The organism is Lactobacillus amylolyticus, assembly GCF_003999355.1.
Classification (GTDB): domain Bacteria; phylum Bacillota; class Bacilli; order Lactobacillales; family Lactobacillaceae; genus Lactobacillus; species Lactobacillus amylolyticus.
This window is the reverse complement of record NZ_CP031835.1, coordinates 668,050-688,394: the sequence shown is the minus strand read 5'-3', so window position 1 is coordinate 688,394 and position 20,345 is coordinate 668,050. Positions and strand designations below refer to the sequence as shown.

Sequence of the window (20,345 nt, the reverse complement as noted above, 5' to 3'; positions counted from 1 at the left end):
TACTCATTATAACAAAATATACTATTTTTGCAAGTTTACTTTTGTAATCCGTATACTCGTTGTTCCAAATTGTAAACTTTGCGTTCTAGGGTAGAAATTCTTTGAATGATAGCCATATTCGTTGAGATCTCACCTTGCGTATCAATTTCTTCAAAGCTGGTATTGCTGCGATGATTGGTTGGTGTGTATGTTCTGACATCTTCAGGCTCAGTAACAGCAACAGAGGTTTGAACATGCTTTTGTGTTTCTTTTGCTTCCATCAATTCGCGTTGCAACTTACCGATTTGTCCGTATAAATCTTCAATAATAGAAGAAAAAGTTTCGTAATCTGAGATGATTTGATCAAGATAAGCATCAACTTCATCTGGATCATAGCCTTTTACTTTATTTCTAAATTGTTTCTTTAAAATATCTTCTGATGATAATTTGATATCGTTTAAATTTGCCATCGACTGACAACTCCCTTTCATTCTCTTTTATTTTAGCAAAAAGCAAGAAAGCATTAAATAACTAAACGCACTTTAGTAAAACTTTAAACTTTATTGACTAAAATTATTGCTTTCGTGATTCTCCTGATATTCCTCAGCTGCATCTTGCAAATCATAAAAATCAATTAAATCAAGTTGATATTCATGATCTTTTTGATACCTTCTTATACTATTAAAATCGTATTTTGGTTTTCCTGGATGTTCTTCATCATAAATCATTAAAGCCCGATCAGTGTGACGCAACATAAAATTTTGATAGTTTCGCAGTTGCATGGGCCTTTGATAGGGAGTATTAGAAGTTGATGCAAAAAAATCAACTTGGTTTTTCAAATTTAAAAAAGCAGCTTGATTGTTTTCGTTCCAGCGGTTTGCAAACTCCTCATATGGCGTCATGATCGAAACTCTTACTGGATAATCCTTTCTAAGTTCGATTCCGGCCTGTGCTGCCCATTGCTCAACACCAAGATTAGCACCAGTAATGATCCAATCTAATTCTCCGTCATCTAATCTTGCTTTGAAGTAATTGCTTAAAGCATATTTAATTACCGTAATTTTTGGGTCCTTATCACCAAAAACATTTAATTCATAACTGCGATATCCAGTTACCCACAAACGTTGCATAATACAAGAAGCTTCCTTTTATTCAAAAACCATCTCTTTATTGCTATAATGCTAACAGGAGTGAAGTCAATGGTCAAATATCCTAGCGGTAGCATGGCCGCTTTTAGAAAACCAGCAAATAAACCAAAATTAAGGCGTGCCTACCATCATAAAAAAGGTGTAAATTTTTCTGATCGTGGGATGACGCTGGAACAGCAAATCAATGAATCGAATAAGTACTACCTTGAAGAAGAAATTGCAGTAATTCATAAAAAGCCTACTCCTATTCAAATTGTCAAGGTAGATTACCCGAAACGGTCAAAGGCCGTAATTCGTGAAGCTTATTTTAGACAAGCCTCAACTACTGACTATAATGGTGTATATCAAGGATATTACCTTGATTTTGAAGCAAAAGAAACAAGAAATAAGACCAATTTCCCTTTGAAAAACTTCCATGAACACCAAATTTTTCATTTAGCTAAATGTTTGAAACAAGATGGAATTTGCTTTACAATTATTGGATTCACAAGCTTGCAGCGCTATTTTGTTACGCCTGCTAGTTTCGTCATTAAAGCGTGGCGGACCAAAGATAAGAGCTCAATGACTTTAAAAGAAATTGAAGATCATTCAATTGAAATCAAATCTGGCTTTCGTCCTACTCTACCATACCTAATGGCTGTTGATCATTTTATTTCAGTTAGGAAAGTGAACAATGACAAGTAGAAGTAATGACTCTAGCCGCGCAAACGCGTCACGAGAATCTCGCAGAGCTAACAATAAGAAGCGGAAAAACAACCGCATATGGGTACAAATTATCAAATGGATTTTCTTGTTGATCTTATTGGTAGTTGTATCCGGTATTGGATTATTTGCATATTATGCAAAAGATGCTCCAAATATTAGTCAAGACCAGTTGCAAAGCGGCGGTACTTCAAGTCTTTATACAACAGATGGTAAATTTTTGCTATCTCTTGGTTCAGAAAAAAGAATTTATGTTAAAAACAGTAAGATTCCGCAACAACTAAAAGATGCTGTTGTTTCTGTCGAAGATAAGCGATTTTACTCAGATAAGCTTGGAATTGATCCAGTCAGAATTATCGGCTCAATGATAACTAATGCAAAAAGCAATAGTATTGCGGCAGGTGGTTCTACGATTACTCAGCAATTAGTAAAATTGACCGTCTTTTCAACTGCAGCTTCGCAAAGAACTTTAAAGCGTAAGGCTCAAGAAGCATGGCTTGCGATGAAAGTTCAACGCGAGTTCAGCAAAGATCAAATTCTGGAATTCTATATTAATAAGGTATACATGAATTACGGTAATTATGGAATGGGCACCGCGGCAAATTACTATTACAACAAGTCGCTTAGTCAACTTGATTTAGCCCAAATTGCTTTAATAGCTGGAATGCCTAACGCTCCAGTTGCTTATGATCCGTACCTCTATCCTGCCAAGGCCAAGTATCGGCGCGATATTGTGTTAAAGGCTATGCTTAATAACAATAAAATTACCAAATCGCAATATACGAAAGCCGTTAATGAAAGCATAACTAAGGGCTTGGTAAAGCATAAATCAAGCAGCGAATCTAAGTTACGCAAGATTGATGATCCATATATTAAGGAAGTTATTTCTGAAGTTAAGAAAAAGGGCTTTGATCCTTATAACGATAACTTAAAGATTACAGTTAACATCAATCAAAAAGCACAGAACAAATTGTATGAATTAGCCAACAATGGTTCAATTCCATTTACCAACAACGCAATGCAAATTGGTGCCACTGTCGTTGATCCAACAAATGGTCACGTTATCGCAATTCTAGGTGGTCGCCATTTGCCATCAGTTCAATTAGGACTTGACCGTGCCGTTCAAACAGGAAGATCAACTGGTTCTTCGATTAAGCCGGTTTTGGATTATGCTCCTGCTATTGAATATTTGAATTGGTCAACTGCAAAAATTTTGGAAGATACCAAGTACGTATATCCTGGTACTAATATTCAGCTTTATGACTGGGATAATAAGTATATGGGTGCAATGACAATGCGGTATGCTTTGGAACAATCACGTAACGTGCCGGCTGTTAAAACATTGGCTAAAGTTGGTGTGAAGCGTGCATCTGTCTTTGCGAAGAGAATGGGCATTAATGTCCCAGCAAGTTCAGGTCTGTCAGTTGCGATCGGTGCTAACGCCTCTAGTTTGCAAATGGCTGGAGCTTACAGCGCCTTTGCTACTGAAGGTATTTATCATAAACCACAATTTGTATCTAAGATTGAAACTCCAGATGGTTTAACCAGAAATTATGATTCAAGCGGTGTACGGGTTATGAAGCGTTCAACTGCTTATATGATTACCGATATGCTTAAAGGTGTTATTAAGAAAGGAACAGGTACATCCGCAAAAATTTCAGGTCTCTACCAGGCTGGTAAAACTGGTACTGTTAAGTATTCTGATGCTGAACTCGCTAAGTACCCTAGTTACTCGTCAACACCAAAGGATTCTTGGTTTATTGGTTATACTAAGAGTTACGTCATGGGTGTTTGGACAGGCTATGACAATTTAAAGGACGGAACTATTTCAGGTGCAGGTCAGCAATCGGCTCAATTGATTTATAAGAGCATGATGAAATATCTGATGCAGAATAAGGCCAATACTGATTGGGTAAAGCCTTCATCAGTTATTAGGGTTAAAATTGTTAAAAACTCTAATCCACCTGAAGTTGCTTCTGCCGGGCAGTCAGGTGAATGGCAATTATTTGTTAAGGGTCATGCTCCTGCTGGAGTAACTGATAACTCTTCAAGTTATGACGAAGAAGATGAAGAATCGAACACGAATGAACAGTCTTCATCAAATGCTCAAGACAGTCAAAGCCAGCAAAGCAGCAGTTCTGAAAATGGCAGTACAACTCAGTCAAGCAGTACTGAACGTTCATCACAGAATAATTCAAGCTCAGCATCTTCTAGTTCGAGTTCCCAATCGAGTCGAAAGAAAGAAAAAAATACAGATAACAATAATAACAACGATCGAGATAATCGTTAAACAAAAAACAAGTTTGGTTTTTCCAAACTTGTTTTTCTTTGCTCTATTTTTCTGGTGGTAAATAAGAATATGGATCAGGATTTTTTGCACGAGCCGGCATTGTATATCTGCCAAAACGAATCATCGCGTGATGAGTATGAATCCATTCTTCTTTTGGCAAAAGCTCTTCCAATCTTTTTTCAACTTCATGCGGGGTAGCCTTTGCAGGAACAATATGAAATTTTTTCGATATTCTCGAAACGTGCGTATCAACCGCAATTGCCGGAACTCCGAATCCTTCGGCTAGAACGACATTGGCAGTTTTCTCTCCTACTCCCGGCAATTGCATCAATTTCTTTTTATCAGCCGGAATTTGACTATCATATTTATCAACCAAAATTTGCGCTGTCGCCTTTAAATGTTTAGCTTTTGAATGATATAATCCAATCTTCTTAATATCGTGTTCAATTTTTGCGATTGGAGCCTTTACTAGTGCTTGCGGTGTTGGAAAATCTTCACTAAATTGTGGCATAACACGATTTACCATCTTATCAGTCGTCTGTGCACTCATTAAAACGGCACATAGCAAATGAAATTTACTATCCCATTGCAATTCGCTTTTTGCGCCCGGGTATAAACTGTCAATTCTTTTTAAAACAGCTAGGGCTTCCTGATCGCTTAATAACTTTTCTCTCATTTAACGATTCCTTTGCAAAAATTGTTTAACTTCTGAACTTGTTTTTAAATTGTGTCTTTGCCAATTTAAGAGGATTCGATCAACGTACTTCAAACTATACGCTTGTGATAAAACAGCCTCTCTAAGAGCTAAATTGATGATCTCAGGCGAATAATGATCAACATTCAACCAAGAAGCAATTTCTTCACGCTCAATCGGACTAAGATATCGACCAAATTCAATTTCAAACTGACGTGCGATTCGATTTAACGGATTATTTTCCAAACTATCACTGATCTTAGTACTATTTTGTTGACGTTGATCTTTTACCAAAACATGCTCGTTAAGATATTCATCCAATTTATCATATAAGGGTTTTAGACTATAATTGTCCGCTATCCTGTTTTGAGAATCCGTAGTTTGTTCAATTGCCAAATAATTTTGGTCAATCAATTGTTGAATTAGGTTGGCTACTTCACTAACTGAGAGATTTGTATTGGCCGCTATTTTTTCATTTGATGGAAATTGTTCGCCATGTTGAGCAAAGGCTTCCAATTGAATTATTAGCAGTAATTCTGCATCAGAAATATGAAGTTGCGGATAATATGCGATTAAGCCGTTAGGTAAAGTAGTAAAACCTAAGTTTCGGTAATCATTAAAATGCATAAAAATTCCCCCTTTAAAAAAAGTTGAACTAATTAATATTAGTCCAACTTTTTAAATTATTATTTGTTTTTTATGGTTGCATTCTATTGATCAATCTTGGAAATGGAATTGCTTCACGAATGTGATCAAGGTGACAAACCCAAGCAATTGTTCTTTCAAAGCCCATACCAAAGCCTGAGTGAGGAACACCGCCGAATTTACGTAAATCAAGATACCATTGATAGTCTTCAAGATTAAGTCCAGCATCTTCAATTTGTTGCTTTAAAATTTCGTAGTTTCCTTCACGCTCAGAACCACCAAAGATTTCACCGTAGCCTTCAGGTGCAATTACATCAGCACATAAGTATTCCTTTGGATTTTCTGGATTTTTCTTCATGTAGAATGGCTTAATTGAGGTTGGATAGTTGACAATAAAGACTGGACGATCGTATTGTTCAGAAATGTAACCTTCATCTGGAGCACCAAAGTCATCGCCCCACTTAAAGTCTCGTCCAGCGTCTTGAAGCATTTTAACTGCATCATCATATGGAAGACGTACAAAATTGCCTTCGGTGGTTGGACGAAGTTTTTCAGGATCACGACCTAAAATGCGAAGTTCGTATTCATTGTTGTCCAAAACTTGCTTAACCATATAAGCCAAGTATCTTTCTTGGAGGTCTAATGATTCATCTTGGTGCATCCAAGCCATTTCAGGTTCCATCATCCAAAATTCAGTCATGTGACGACGACCCTTTGATTCTTCTGCTCTAAATGTTGGCCCAAAAGTAAAGATTTTACCATAAGCCATGGCACCAGCTTCACCATAAAGTTGACCTGATTGTGACAAGTAAGCGTCATGATCAAAGTAATTAACGTGGAATAATTGAGTAGTACCTTCTGGAGCTGAATGCATGAAAATAGGTGCATCAAACTTGATGAAACCTTCTTTTTCAAAGAAGTCAACAGTAGCCTTGAACATAGTATTTCTAATTTGCATAATTGCAAATGGCTTCTTTGATCTTAACCATAAATGACGGTGATCAAGCAAAAAGTCAATACCATGTTCCTTGTTACCAATTGGGTAACCTTCATTGTTGCTTACAATCTTCAAATCTGAAATTTGAATTTCGAAACCAAAGTGTGAACGTTCATCTTTGTGAACTGTTCCTGTAATATAAAAACTTGCTTCTTGACGTAAAGTTTTAGCTGCTTCAAAAACTTCATCAGAAACATCATTATTACGAACAACACCTTGGAAAAATGCGGTACCATCACGCAATTGCAAGAAGATGATCTTACCACTTGAGCGTTTGTCTGTTAACCAAACATGCATTTTGACTTCTTCATCAACATGTTTAGAACAATCTTTAATTGAAATCAATTCTGTCATAAAATTCCTATCCACCTTTTTATCTTTTTCTGTTATATCATACCATAAACTTACAGATTATCGACTTCGTTTATTGCTTTTCCTGTCTTAAAATCATAAAGCGTGTAGCCGAGATTGCCTTTGCTATTTTGATAGGCAACTTCCCAAACTGGATTATTTTGATACCAGCCTAAATTAATGCCTTTAATTGTAGCTCCTTTATGTGCAGCAGTGAAAGTACTTTTGATTTTGCTTTGACTGGTACCTTTGCTTGCTTGGTAAAGATAAGCCTTCTTGGTTTTAGGCAAATAAACAAAATAGTAAGTCTTCCCTTTGCTATCAGTTCCTTTTAAAGCATAGCTGCTAACGCCACGATCTAAATGATAGTAAGTCTGTACGTTAGTTATTGCCGCTTTTTGTCTAGCAATTTGAGCAATCTGTCGATCATTGTCTCTGCCAATACTGCCCGCTCTGAAAAATACGAAAATGCTGGCAATATATAACAAAATTGCGATTACAATAACCCAAATAATAAACTTAATTGTTTGTCTAGTGTCGTCTCTGATCATAATTATCTAACTTTGTCTTCAATTCTTTTCTTGTAATTTGCTCAGTTTTGACTGGAATTGCCTTAATAAATTCTTGACCGTAGTTTTCAGTCCATAGTCGTGAATCTAAAATTACGAACTGACCATGATCTTTTTCACCACGTATTAATCTCCCAATTCCTTGTCGCAAGCGAACAATCGCACGCGGCAAGCTGTCTTCTTCAAAGACATTAACTCCAAGATCCTCTAAGCGTTTTTGTCTTAAGCGAACTTCAGGCTGATCAGGAGATTCAAATGGCAATTTTGTAGCAATGACGAGATCAACGCCACAGTCATGAAAGTCTATTCCTTCCCAAAAACTGTCCGCACCAATAATAATTGCCTTTTTAGCAATACTAAAACGTTTAGCAATTCGATTATTTGAACCGGTTATGCCTTGAGCTAAGATTTCAAAGTCCTTTAGTTTCGGATTGTTGATGATTTTAGAAAAAGTCTCACGGATGGTGTCCAAATTCGTCATTAAAATTAGAACGTGATTCTTTTGAAGCAAATCAGACGTAATAATTTCTTCAATTGCTTTTTCATATTCTTCACTATTCGGCTTTGGCATGTCTTTAACTGCTAAAACTTCTAAATGTTTATTTAAATTAAAGGTGCTTTTCCCAATATAAGTAATTGGCATCAGTTTTTCAACTGATAACTGTCCAATTGCATAAGAAAAGTCATGATCAACAGTCAAAGTAGCACTGACAAAAAGCAGATGATCAAAACGATTGTAAATTTGCTTTAATTCTTTATCTGCATCCAGCATTAACCACTGCAAATTGGAACTTAATGGATCTTCTGGGTTAGTGGCAACCAGGATAAAGCCCTCTTCTTGCAAATTATTCTTATTATTGATCAAATCAGCAAGCTGATAGCTTTTTTCGCTGTAGTAATCCAATCGATCAATTTGCTCAGTTATTTCACTTAAAAGACTTTCTTCGTTAGCAAGCAAGCTTGTTTGTTCTTGATAAAGCTGAAACAAAATCTGATTGGTTCCTTGTCTGACCTGTTCAAGCTTTTGCTGGAAGGCTGGAAGTTGAGACCGAAAAGCTCCATCATCAGGAAACAAAGTCTTGCCTTGAAAACTTAGCTGCAAATTTCCGTTTGGAAGCAAAGATTGACTGATTGCCAAATCCTTTTGTTCGTAGAGTGCTTTTTGTAAATCATTAATTTGATAAATTAACTCTAAAATCTCAGGATCAAGTTTTTTCAACAAAAAGTTTAATTCAACGTCTTCAGAAAACTGATTTTGTACACTGTCCTCCGCGTAATAAAGCAAATTGCGCAAGTGACTTAAAACGCCCCATAAAGATTCAAACTGCAAAGAATCATTTCGTGAGGAGATAGCATTTTCTTTAAAGCGGTGAGCCTCATCAATTACTAAATATGGATTCTGCCCCCAAATTGTGTCCATGTAATGATTGGCCAAATAAGCATGGTTAGTTACTAAAATATCCGCCTCTTCTTGCCGCTTGCGGGCCAAATTCCAAAAATCTACTTCAGCAAAACGACTGCCAACTCTAGCATCCCCTGGATGAGAAATCTGTGTAAATAAAGGAGCGTTATAATTAGTCAATTGCAGCTCATCCAAATCCCCAGTTTTGGTTTCGGTAAGCCAAACTAGAATTTGCATTTGCAACACTAAGGTAGGCTTATTAGGAGTTCCTTTAAATAAACTCTGTACAAAGCCATCCAAATCAATATAATGACTGCTCGATTTTACTACTTCCGCTTTCAAATCCAATTTGGTGATTTCAAGCATTTGCGGAATTTCACGATCAATAATTTGATCCTGCAATACTTTTGTAGGTGCAGCAATTACTAATTTTCTGCCTGAATATAATTCATATGCGTAACTGAAAAGATACGAAAATGTCTTTCCCGTGCCATTAGGTGCTTCTACCATCATTGCTCGTTCATTAGGATCTTTAATAAATTGATGCAAGTGATTGATTAAATCCACCTGTGCTTTGCGATAATTCAGTTTTCCCTTGAACATTTCTTTCTTAGTTTTATTGTCCTGAGGGAACTTATTATTTTCACCTGCAAAACGTTCAGATGGGTCAGTCTGTTTTTGTAAAATTATATTTCTGACTTGAATAAATTCTTTGGCAAGTGGTCGTTTTTGCTTGCGATAGTAGTCAGCAATTTTATTCAAGACCCATGATGTGTCTCTAACCAACCCAGACGATAAAGAACCTAAAGTATTTAAGGTAGCCTGTGGCAGTTTTTCCAAGCGGTGAATGATATCAATTAATAAGATCGCTGTTCCATATGCATCTGAGTCAGCCTTATGTGGGTTCAAATGCTTAATAGCTAAACGCGAAGTTAAATCACTTAGCTTGTATGATGGTAAAGTTGGAAAAGCTATTTTTGCAAGTTCAACAGTATCAATTGCTTTATTGGTTAAGGCTGGATATCCATGCTGCATTAACTCGTAATTCAAAAAAGGCAGATCGAAATTAACGTTATGAGCAACAAAAACTGTATCCTCCAATATAGCAATAATTTTCTCGGCATAGTGTGAAAAGTCGGGAGCCTTTTCGACGTCTTCATTATGAATCCGCGTTAAATTCTGAACTGATAAAGGAATTTCGCGATGGGGATTGATCATAAAGGAGTAAGTCTTAACGACTTTCATATTTTTAATAATCGCACAGCCAAACTGAATGATATGATTATTATTTTCTCTCTGCGTTCCTGTTGTCTCCAAATCTACTACCGCAAAAGTATCTTTTGCGAAGATATTAGCCATCTTTGCCCTCCTTTCATTGTGTAATTCAGTTTTATTTTAATCTACTTTTACAACTTTTTTAGCATCTAACAAAATTAAATACTTACTCTTAACATTTTTACCGCTGAATTCTGTCAGCGCTTTTTCATATAGTCTTAATTGCCCTGCATACTTTGCTTTAATTGCTGCAATAGCCCGTTCAAGATGCGTCTGATCAACGTGGTCAGTTTTATAGTCAAATAGAATAATGCCATCGTGATCTTCATAATAACCGTCAATAGTACCGTGAACCAGTATTTTGGCATTCGGATCGGAAAAATCCTTAAATAATGTTTTAGCGGACAATAAGCTTGAAAAATCTACTTCTCGTTTTAGTCGATCGGGATGTTTCCAAAATTCTTGAGCAAAATCACTGTTTACAAACCAATTAATTTGGTCCTGATGAATACTTGGTACAATATCCGGATTGAGTTTTTTCTGGGTGATTAAAGTTTTAATTTCATCAGCCAGCTGACCCTCCTGGCGATCACAGTAATCATAATACTGCAGAATAAGGTGAGTTGCAGTACCTATTTCAGCTCCTGTAAATTTAGTCTCAAAAAGGAAATTAGGCTTATCATCGATCGGCTGCAAATAGCGATTGGTAGATGCAATTAGATGACTATTCTCCAAATCAGTATCAAGTGGATCGTTGAATGCTTTCTTAATTTCGGAAACAGCTTGATATGCTGTCGTTTTGCTGGCATCATTGAAAGGATAAGTAAAATTAAACAGTTTTTTGGTTGTCTCATTTAATAAATCATATTCGTCATTATTAGTTTTGTCTTCTTGTTCATTTGGAACTGGCTTCAATTGATCATCGTATTTGATATAAATCAGATCCTCAGTCTGATCAATTGCAGGACTGATATCGTTCATTTTTTGTGCAATATGACGATCAAAAGCAAGCGCTGGTCCAATGAAGCTAAGAGCACTATTTGATGAAAGCTTATCAGCTAATGACAATTTATCCTTGAGATTAAGTTTATTTTTCCAGCTCTGTACTTTTTTATCAAAATTGGCAATATCTCCTACCATAACTAGTTTTTGCTTAGCCCGCGTCAAAGCAACATAAAGAATTCTAGCCTCTTCTTCAAGGAGCTGCTTTTTTTTATTGACGTTATCGATTGCTTTAACCAATGAGTCCAGACAATATTTGCTTTCTTTGATTGTTAATCCCAAAGAACTTCCAGTAATAACATAATTGCGAGTTAAATCACGCATCTGATAATGGTGTTCCATTCCAACATAAAAAACAATCGGAAATTCTAGTCCCTTCGAGCCATGAATTGTCATTAATCTTACTGCATTACCAGCTTCCTTAGTAAGAAGTGGTTGTGCCAAGTCTTTTTGTGAGCGGCGCATGCGGTTAATAAAGTTAATAAATTGATACAGACCTTTGAAACCGGAACTTTCATAAGAATTAGCTCGCTCATACAAAGCTTCCAAATTTACTCGACGCTGTTGTCCATTAGGCAGAGCCGTCATAATTTCCAATAGATTGGTTCGCTCATAAATACTCCAGATCAATTCTGAAATTCGGTGCGTTGCAGCAAAATCACGCAAACTATCCAATTTATTTAAGAAGTCTTTAATTCGCTGGCTTAATGAATCATTACTTGCAACATAAGCTAAAAGTGCACTGTAAAAACTGGTCTGCTTGTTTTTGATTCTGATTTTTGCTAAATCTTTTTCATCAAAACCAAACAAAGGGGAACGCAAAACTGTTACCAAGGGAATATCCTGGTCCGGATTGTCGATTATTTTGAGATAATTCATCATAATCGTTAGTTCAAAAGTTTGGAAATAGTTTTGGGCGTCAGTTACAAAAAGTGGCAGATCATTTTTAACAAATTCCTGCATGATTTGCAGATTATCACTACGACTTCTGGTTAAAATAGCGATATCGCTATAGCGGAAAGGTCGCAATTTTCCCATATGTGAATCGAAGACTTGCAGTTTTTCTTTTTCAAAATGTTTAATCCGGTTAATTACCATCTGAATTTCTGAAAAATCAATGTCTTGATCATCATCGCTATTAGCACTGCTCTTTTCATGAAAAATTACTTCGCTGGCTTGATCCAAATGAGCTGGATAATAATTGGCCCCAAATACCAACTGGCCTTCAGATTTGTAGTCAATTCCGCCAAAATTTCGACTTAAAAGCGGTTTAAATAAATGATTGACTATTTTGGTGACAGGTCTTGTCGAACGGAAATTATCGGACAACAAAATTCGCTCTTGTGAAGAATCACTTTTTTGACCAAAATCGTGATATTTTTTTAAAAACAGACTAGGTTCAGCCTGTCTAAAACCGTAAATGGACTGCTTTACATCCCCTACCATGAAGACAGTGTTTTTATCCTTGTCTTTAATAGTCTGAATTATGTTTTCCTGCAGCGGGTTAATGTCCTGATATTCATCAACTAAAATTTCTTTAAACTTGTCACGATAAAAATCGCGTGCCAAAGAAGCATTGGAAGTGTCTGAAGAAAGAATTTGATATGCAAACTGTTCCATATCACTATAATCAAGCAAGTTCTCAGCTGCCTTAAGCTCACCAAAATGCTTAATCAAAGCCTCTTCTGCCTTGACGATCGTTTTCATGATTTTCTGGCCGTGATGCATAACTTTAATTTGTTCATCTTCATCGCTCGCAAAGAAAGCTGTAAAAATATCAAAAATTTGATTTTTTGCTTCTGCCTTCAAATCCTGCGTGGTTTGATAAAATTCTTGCAAATCTTCATCCCATTTGCTTGATTTTCGTGGTTTTAATTCAAAAATGCAGCTGCGCAGTCGTTCTCTTAATTCGTTATAGTCTAAATCATCGTTTAGTCCCTTTGAGAAGAGCTTGACTTTTTGAAGGAATAAACTGAAGTTTTGATTTACTTTTTGCAATTCCTTACTTTGCATAGCCGGATCCGTCAGAATTCGCTCAATTTTTTCGACCAAATCTTTGATGTTTTCTTGCAGGTAAGGTTTGATTTGCTCTTGCCATAAATCACTTTTAACAATGCAGTCTTCAATTGCATAAGAATCAGGCAAACTCCTCAACCAATCAATATAATTGGGTTTGGTCATTGCAAAGTTATACAGATCGAGCAAAAGATCATGCGCAGCTTCTACATCCCGATCACCAGCAAAATTATTGTAGAAATCAATGAAATCTTGATTGTCTTCTGCTGTCAAAAAACTGCTTTCAATATCTTTTAGAGCTCGTTCTCTAAGCAAAGCTGCCTGTGTTTCATCAGTTAAGATGCTGAAGCTGGGATCAAGATTGATAACATAATAAAAACGATGAATTACTTCCAAACAAAAAGCATCGATGGTTGAAATATTGGCCGTATCGATTTTATTCAATTGGCGACGCAAGTATCTTTTTTGATTGCTAGATTGCAAGGCCTGCGTCAATGCATTTTTGATTCGTTCCTTCATCTCTTCAGCAGCGGCTTTGGTAAAAGTAACAATCAGCAACTGATCAACATCAGTACCACTTAAAATTTCATCTAATACCCGTTGAACCAAAACCGTGGTTTTTCCTGAACCTGCAGAAGCGGATACCAAAATATCCTTGCCACGATCATCAATAGCTTGTTGCTGTTCTTTAGTAAAAAGCATCAACCTGCATCCTTTCCTAGTGTTTCTCTAATCTTGCTCAATAAGTCTTTTTTGTCGATTTTAGTAATTTCGTGATACTGGTTTTGTCGCAACATGGCATCAAAGAAGAAAATATCACGATAATCAGAGTAAGTTAAAGCATTGCTGCTTTTTCCATATTTATATGGATTTAGTTTTATTTTTCCAGATAGAATCTGTTGGGATGCCTGCTTAATTAAGTATTCATCATACTGTAAGAGCAAATTGATTTCTTCTTTGCTAAAGTTGCGGTTAGCAGGCAAATGAAAGTCGCCATTTCTTTTAATTCTTAAATCAGTATAAAGCTCAGAAACTGGTTGGCTCTTTGACAAAAGTGGTTGTGCCTCCGTCAAGATTTCGGGATCATTTGAAATTAATCCGGTATACATTAACTTAGGCTTGCTGTCTAAAGCATTAGTTTTAATTGTCAAATCACTGCCGATCAGATTTGAACTGTTTAGTCGTTCTAGCTGCTGGGTCGCTGTCTGATAAAAAGCACCTAAAAGGGAGAGCTTTTCTTCACCAGCAAAAAATTGCTGGTTCTTGCTTAAAACATCTAGGTATGACACCATCTGCAAACTAATACCACTGTAGAAAAGACTAAGATCAAATTTTTTAGCAGATGATTTGTAATCAATTATTTGAGCTAGAACCTGATTTTTACCACTGACAGGAGCTAAATCTACTCGATCCATTTTTCCGCGCAATTGAGCTTTATGCTGCCCTGACAAATCAGAGAGTGGCAAGGATAAACCGTTAACTTTTTCTCCTAATCCAAAACTAAGTTCAGAATATTTTGCCCTTAATGGTGTTTGAATGAGGGACTTGCGCCAGTTTCTTGCAACTTTTGAAGTAGTTCGATCCAAGCAAGTAAATAAGTACTTGTTAAAAGGATCATTCATTAGCTGAGCATATTGTCCTTCTTGCTGCATCTGAAGACGAGCTTCATTTAATAATTTTTCCAGTTCAGACTGATCAATATTGCCTAAATCGAGTTTTTTACGATTCAATTCTTTTACTAATCTGTCAAAAGTTTCATGGAAATAATTTCCGGCTTGAATAACGTCAAGTTCATTTTCAAACCGTTTCCGCAAACGTAAACCGTAGTTTAAGAAATATTCATATGAATTTTCATAAAATGTCTCTAACTGTGATACAGAGGCATTCAAATTTTGTCCATATAATTCTTGTGCTAGTCCTTCTCCAATATTGACAGGCTGATTATCGTAAATGCTTGCCTTCAAAACGGCATTTGTTTTTTGTGGAAGCTTTTGCTTTGCCAAATCCAATAGTTGCTCAATGGCTTTACTATTTGAAATTGATTTTAGATATGTCAAATATCCCAAACTAGCATCGGGATTAGTAATAAATGACAGCAATTCCTGCAGATTATCTGGCAGATCATGCTGGCTCATTTCTGGGGCATTATCTTGCTTTAAACGCTCATAAAAAAGCGATGGCTTCAATTCCTCATTGGCAGCATTCAATACCGGATAAGAAAGATATACGCGGTCTTCGGCTAAAGCAAGAGCTAGACCAAACTGATAATCTTGATCCAAATTGTTTAAATCCTGGCGATCTTCCAGGTATGAATCCTCATCAAAATCGGCGGCCATTTGCGCTAAGTTCTCCGAACTCAAAAATCCTGGTGTTTTTTGAATTTTTGGCAGGTTGCCGCTGGTAGCACCAATAATAAAAACCTGCTTATAGCCATTGTTTTGAACCATTCCGATTTCAGAAATATTCACAGCATCCAAAGTTGATGGAATTTGTGAAAAGTTGGCCTCTTTAAAGCCGCTGATCAGCATCTTAAAAAATTCGTCCTGATCAAAATGATCAGGGCTAATTAAAAGATAATCGCGCAAAAGCTGCATAAGCAAACTCCACAATTGCTCTGGTTGCTCTGCTTGTTGCAAATCGCCTTTATCATTTGCCTCAGAACGCCACTTTTCCAACTGTGAAATTGCGCCGTTGTCAGCTAAGAAATTGAAGAAAATAGTAATTGCCTTTCGACTGCCCTCTTTATTATTTTCTGCATTTAAATCAGTAAACAGCTGCGTAACTTTATCAATAATATAGCTGCGCAATTTATCAATTCGACCGATCTCTTCAGGTTGCTTATCCAGGCGAATTACCTCAGCCTTGACAAAATCCGAAAAGCTCTTTTTCCAAAGATCATAATTTATCCCATGAGCCAAAACGAAGTTTTCTAGTTCATCAACATCGTGCAAATAGCTAGCTTCATCTTGATACCAGGAAGGAATTAAAAGTCTTGTTTTCAGAATGGTCAAAATGTTTTGCGTAGAAAGACGCTCATCTAGTTTAGCTAAATTTTCAATTAAAACCACAAGCGGATGATATTTCATCTCTTGCTGCAAGTCATCAAAATAAGGAATCTGATTTTGCCGTAGAATAGGCGTTAAATAAGTTTCATATTCATGAAGATTTGGTGCCAAAATCAAAAAATCGCGATAACGATAATTATTTAATGCAACTTGCTGGTAAATCGTACGCGCAACAAAGTAGGCTTCTGCATAACGTGAATCCGCACGCACAAGCTGAACCTGTTTTAATTCATCATTTGCTGGAATAGTTTGTGTCCAAATGCCATTCAAAAGCTCGCGGCCGCTTTGCTTAGGTTGAAGCGGATAAGCCTCTGTTTGATAAGAGATTCTTCTTTCATCCAAAAAAGATACAAGCTTATGAATCGTTTGCTGAATGACATAATCATAATCGCCTTCTTCAGCCTTGGGATTAATATCTCCGAGTTGAGTTTTGAAGGCTAAAGAAACGTTTTTAGCTTTTCTGAAGAGCAATTTGATTGTCAGTTGTTCCTGTAAAGAAAAATGTGAGAAATCAGTAAAGTAAAAGCTAGCTGTCTTTAAATTTTGATTCTTAGCTAAAACTTGATTCAGCTGCAACTGCACTTCGTTTTTGGTTGAAAATCTTCCAGCTGTCTTTTCAATAAAAGCATCATAGATAATTCTTAAATCATGCAGTTTTTTACGTGTTTCTTCATTTAAATTTTCGTCACTAAAATCATCTAAGTCGAGATTTCCATCGTGAACCTGTAAAATAGTATCGTAAAGTTGTTTTACCGTTCCTGAATTTGGCTTGTCTTCTTTAATAAGCATTAAGTCATTTTGCTTGTCCTGAATGATTTTGCTTAAAAGCATAGCTGCTGCAGCATCATCAAGTTGAGTTGGCAGACCAACTTCAGCATCTTTTAAAAAGTACCAAGCAAGACGTGAAAATGATAAAACTTGCAAGTTTTTAACTGTAGTTTCAGTTTTATGCTGACTTGCTGCAAGTTTGTTAATCGCCTTAACTTCTGTGGTAAACTTGATATGATTAGGAACGATGATGAAAGTTTCATATTCTGGATGCTTTTGATAATTGTTAATTGCTTCTTCCAGAATTTTTTCTTGTAATGGATCGGTTTGACGACCTGTTAAAATTTTGATCATTTGTTCGCAACTCCTTGCTTATTATTTTAGCATAGGAAATATTTTCTTCATTAAAAATCAAACTTGGAGACTAAGAAGATAATGAAAAGCTCTTATTTAGCACATGGAAAAGTTATTTTAATTGGTGAACACTCGGTCGTTTACGGCTATGACGCACTGGCACTTCCAATCAAAGCATTGAATATTCGCACAACTGTCGAAGATGGTTCGCAAATGTGGATGGACACAGCTCGCTACCATGGTCCCTATTTTGAAGCGCCGGATGAATATAACGGTCTCAAGTATGTAGTAAAAACGATTTTAAAAAAAGCTGGTCAACCCGATGCAAAATTAAAAATCACTTACACTGGTGAGATTCCAATGGAACGTGGTTTAGGATCCAGCGCTACCGTTGCCCTGGGCACAACTAAAGCTATGAACCAGTTTTTCAATTTGCAAATGACGGAAAACGAGATTATGGCTATCACCAATCATGCTGAAATGATCAACCACGGCAAGGCTTCGGGACTTGATGCGGCTACTGTTCATTCAGATTATCTGGTTTTCTTCAACAAACAAGCCGGTCCTAAAAAACTAACGGCAAAGTTAAATTCTACTTTGCTGATTATGGACACAGGACAATTAGGAAATACCAAAGAAGCCGTTACTAAAGTGCGCCAAGAAATGGAAAATTCTATCCAAGCAAATAAAGGCATTGAACGTTTGGGCGTACTAGCTGACCAAACCAAAAAGGCTTGGATAAAACAAAATCAAGAACAAGTGGGCAAAATCTTTGATGAAGCACAAACGATTTTATCATCATTGGGCCTGTCTACTGACAGAATAGATCAGCTTAACCAAATTGCACATCAAAAAGGATGTCTAGGATTTAAACTTTCCGGTGGAGGTCTAGGCGGAATTGTTATTGCTTTGTGTCTTAATTCAGAAACTGCCGAAAAAATTGCGCAAGCAAGCAAAGATTTGATTGATCACTATTGGGTTGAGGAAATTTAGATTATGAAAAAAACTGCCCGTGCACATACAAATATTGCACTTATCAAATATTGGGGCAAAAAGAACGCGGAATTGCGTTTGCCTCTTATGTCTAGTCTATCAATGACACTAGATGCTTTTTATTCAGAAACCAGTCTTGAGACCGGTCAGCAAAACGAATTTTATTTAAACAATCAAAAACAATCTGATCAGTCGGCTCAAAGAGTGTTCCAGTATCTTCACAAACTTCAAGATCGTTTTGGGCTGCCGTATGATGCGCTAAAAGTTTCATCTATTAACCATGTTCCTACTGCCGCTGGATTAGCCTCTTCTAGTTCTGCTTTTGCGGCTCTAGCTGCTAGTTTTTGCGCATATTATGACTTAGATGTTGATCGCAAAATGTTATCTCGCCTCGCCCGAATAGGTTCAGGTTCGGCAAGTCGGTCAATCTACGGTGGCTTTGCGATTTGGCAAAAAGGTCATGATGACAAAAGCTCTTATGCATATCCTTTAGACGAAAAACCAGCGATGGATCTGCATCTTCTAGCGGTTGAGCTTGATCAAAAACCTAAAAAATTATCTTCTACTAAAGGCATGCAAGCCGCACAGAATTCACCCTTTTTTCAGCCATGGCTTGCCCGTAATGATGCAGAATTAAATGATATGATCGCTGCTATTAAAAATAATGATTTTACTAAATTAGGTTCGCTGGCAGAATTAAATGCGAATGAGATGCATGCCGTTAATTTGACTGCTCAACCAGAATTTACTTATTTTGAACCTAACACGATCAAAGCAATTAAATTAGTTGAAGAATTGCGCCAGCAAGGGATTGAATGCTACTACACAATCGATGCGGGACCAAATGTTAAAATTATTACACCTTTAAAAAATATAAAAGAAATAAAAAAACTCTTTTTGTCGGAATTTAGTAATGTTAAGATAATTAATGCAAGTTTTGGTCCAGGAGTTTCAATTTTAGATTGAACTGCCTGAGATTAGATAGAAATAGATTAGAGGATTAACTTCTTTGATAACAGAAAAAGCACCTGGAAAATTGTATATAGCTGGTGAATATGCCGTATTGGAACAAGACTGCCCTGCTCTTTTAGTAGCTGTCAATCAGTTTGTACGTGTAAGCATTTCTAAAAGTAAAACAGGTACCGGTTTAATTCACTCTAAACAGTATTCTCAAGATTCAATTCATTGGATTCGTCAAGGCTCGAGAATGGTCATTGACAATCGAGACAATCCTTTTGAATACATCTTATCTGCAATTTCCTTTACTGAGCGTTATTGTCTAGAGCAAAATATCAAGATGAATGTTTATGACCTGCACGTTAATTCCGATCTTGATTCTGCAGATGGTAAGAAGTATGGCTTAGGTTCAAGTGCAGCCATTACGGTTGCCACTGTGAAAGCTATTTTGCGTTTCTATGGCGTTAAACTTAATAATGAACTGGTTTACAAACTATCAGCTATTTCCCACTACTCTGTTCAAGGCAACGGCTCTGCCGGTGACATTGCTGCTAGTGTTTATGGTGGCTGGTTAGCTTACCAAACTTTTGATAAAAAGTGGCTGAAGAATGAATTAGCCCATAAATCTTTATCTAAAGTGGTAAAAGAAGCTTGGCCAGGACTTAAAATTGAACTCTTAACCCCTCCTGAAGGGATGAAATTGATGATTGGCTGGAGTCAGAAGCCAGCTTCGACATCACGTTTGGTTGATGAAACCAATGCAAAAAAAATGGATGCCCCTGCTGAATATAAAAAGTTTTTGCAAGCCTCAAGAGAATGTGTTTTGAAAATGGTTCAAGGCTTTGAAGAAAACAATATTGATTTAATCAAGCAGCAAATTCGGGTTAATCGTGCAATTTTGCAGCACTTCGCACACGTTAACCATATTGCAATTGAAATTCCTAGATTGACGAAATTGATTAATATTGCAGAAAAATATGGTAGTGCGGCTAAGACTTCAGGCGCAGGCAATGGCGATTGCGGTATTGTTATCACCGATAAAAGCAGCGACGTTGATGCCTTAGAAAATGAATGGCGCAAGAATGGCATTTTGCCATTGAATTTCCATGTTCACAACATTATTCTTTCTCATTAATTG

Annotated in this window: 14 protein-coding genes; 5 read left to right on the top strand and 9 right to left on the bottom strand. The window is 36.6% G+C overall.

The window, feature by feature from the left end; genetic code table 11:
- Positions 1–35 precede the first annotated feature (35 nt).
- A complete protein-coding gene (locus D0Z64_RS03500; RefSeq protein WP_006351159.1) occupies positions 36–449 on the bottom strand; it encodes a cell division regulator GpsB in 414 nt (137 codons plus the stop codon).
- Positions 450–539: 90 nt separating this feature from the next.
- Positions 540–1,109, bottom strand: coding sequence for a DUF1273 domain-containing protein (locus D0Z64_RS03495; protein WP_006351160.1), 570 nt, complete (start codon positions 1,107–1,109; stop codon positions 540–542).
- 69 nt (positions 1,110–1,178) lie between these two features.
- On the opposite strand from D0Z64_RS03495, the gene recU reads away from it, so the two are divergent.
- Both recU and D0Z64_RS03485 read left to right on the top strand, forming a co-directional pair.
- Positions 1,179–1,811 carry a Holliday junction resolvase RecU gene (gene recU, locus D0Z64_RS03490; protein ID WP_127345615.1) on the top strand — a complete coding sequence of 211 codons (633 nt, stop codon included), beginning with the start codon at positions 1,179–1,181 and terminating at the stop codon, positions 1,809–1,811.
- Positions 1,801–4,119, top strand: coding sequence for a PBP1A family penicillin-binding protein (locus D0Z64_RS03485; protein ID WP_127345614.1), 2,319 nt, complete (start codon positions 1,801–1,803; stop codon positions 4,117–4,119). The genes recU and D0Z64_RS03485 overlap by 11 nt, the downstream gene beginning before the upstream one ends.
- A gap of 43 nt (positions 4,120–4,162) precedes the next feature.
- Here the strand turns inward: D0Z64_RS03485 and nth are convergent, their stop codons facing one another.
- The 7 genes from nth to D0Z64_RS03450 all read right to left on the bottom strand — a co-directional run bounded on the left by nth (position 4,163) and on the right by D0Z64_RS03450 (position 17,257).
- Entirely contained in the window at positions 4,163–4,795 is a 633-nt protein-coding gene (gene nth / locus D0Z64_RS03480) for an endonuclease III (protein WP_127345613.1), read from the bottom strand.
- Positions 4,796–5,440: a DnaD domain protein gene (locus D0Z64_RS03475; protein WP_006351164.1), complete on the bottom strand. Its 645-nt coding sequence runs from the start codon at positions 5,438–5,440 to the stop codon at positions 4,796–4,798. It lies immediately after the preceding gene.
- A 70-nt stretch (positions 5,441–5,510) separates the two neighbouring features.
- Positions 5,511–6,809, bottom strand: a complete 1,299-nt coding sequence (asnS, locus tag D0Z64_RS03470; protein WP_006351165.1) for an asparagine--tRNA ligase — start codon at positions 6,807–6,809, stop codon at positions 5,511–5,513.
- A 50-nt stretch (positions 6,810–6,859) separates the two neighbouring features.
- The gene (locus tag D0Z64_RS03465) at positions 6,860–7,357 is read right to left on the bottom strand and encodes a hypothetical protein (RefSeq protein ID WP_127345612.1); all 498 of its coding nucleotides are present in this window, start codon (positions 7,355–7,357) and stop codon (positions 6,860–6,862) included.
- Complete coding sequence (locus D0Z64_RS03460) at positions 7,338–10,136, bottom strand: helicase C-terminal domain-containing protein (RefSeq protein WP_127345611.1); 2,799 nt, start codon at positions 10,134–10,136, stop codon at positions 7,338–7,340. The genes D0Z64_RS03465 and D0Z64_RS03460 overlap by 20 nt, the downstream gene beginning before the upstream one ends.
- Before the next feature lie 36 nt (positions 10,137–10,172).
- Positions 10,173–13,775: a helicase-exonuclease AddAB subunit AddA gene (gene addA, locus D0Z64_RS03455; protein ID WP_164742121.1), complete on the bottom strand. Its 3,603-nt coding sequence runs from the start codon at positions 13,773–13,775 to the stop codon at positions 10,173–10,175.
- Positions 13,772–17,257 carry a PD-(D/E)XK nuclease family protein gene (locus D0Z64_RS03450; RefSeq protein WP_127345609.1) on the bottom strand — a complete coding sequence of 1,162 codons (3,486 nt, stop codon included), beginning with the start codon at positions 17,255–17,257 and terminating at the stop codon, positions 13,772–13,774. The genes addA and D0Z64_RS03450 overlap by 4 nt, the downstream gene beginning before the upstream one ends.
- Positions 17,258–17,338: 81 nt before the next feature.
- Between D0Z64_RS03450 and mvk the strand changes: the two genes are divergently transcribed.
- The 3 genes from mvk to D0Z64_RS03435 are packed head-to-tail and all read left to right on the top strand — an operon-like array spanning position 17,339 to position 20,342.
- Complete coding sequence (gene mvk / locus D0Z64_RS03445; protein ID WP_006351170.1) at positions 17,339–18,250, top strand: mevalonate kinase; 912 nt, start codon at positions 17,339–17,341, stop codon at positions 18,248–18,250.
- A gap of 3 nt (positions 18,251–18,253) precedes the next feature.
- Positions 18,254–19,216: a diphosphomevalonate decarboxylase gene (mvaD, locus tag D0Z64_RS03440; RefSeq protein ID WP_127345608.1), complete on the top strand. Its 963-nt coding sequence runs from the start codon at positions 18,254–18,256 to the stop codon at positions 19,214–19,216.
- Positions 19,217–19,259: 43 nt separating this feature from the next.
- On the top strand, positions 19,260–20,342 hold the full coding sequence (locus tag D0Z64_RS03435; protein WP_006351172.1) for a phosphomevalonate kinase: 1,083 nt from the start codon (positions 19,260–19,262) through the stop codon (positions 20,340–20,342).
- Positions 20,343–20,345 lie beyond the last annotated feature (3 nt).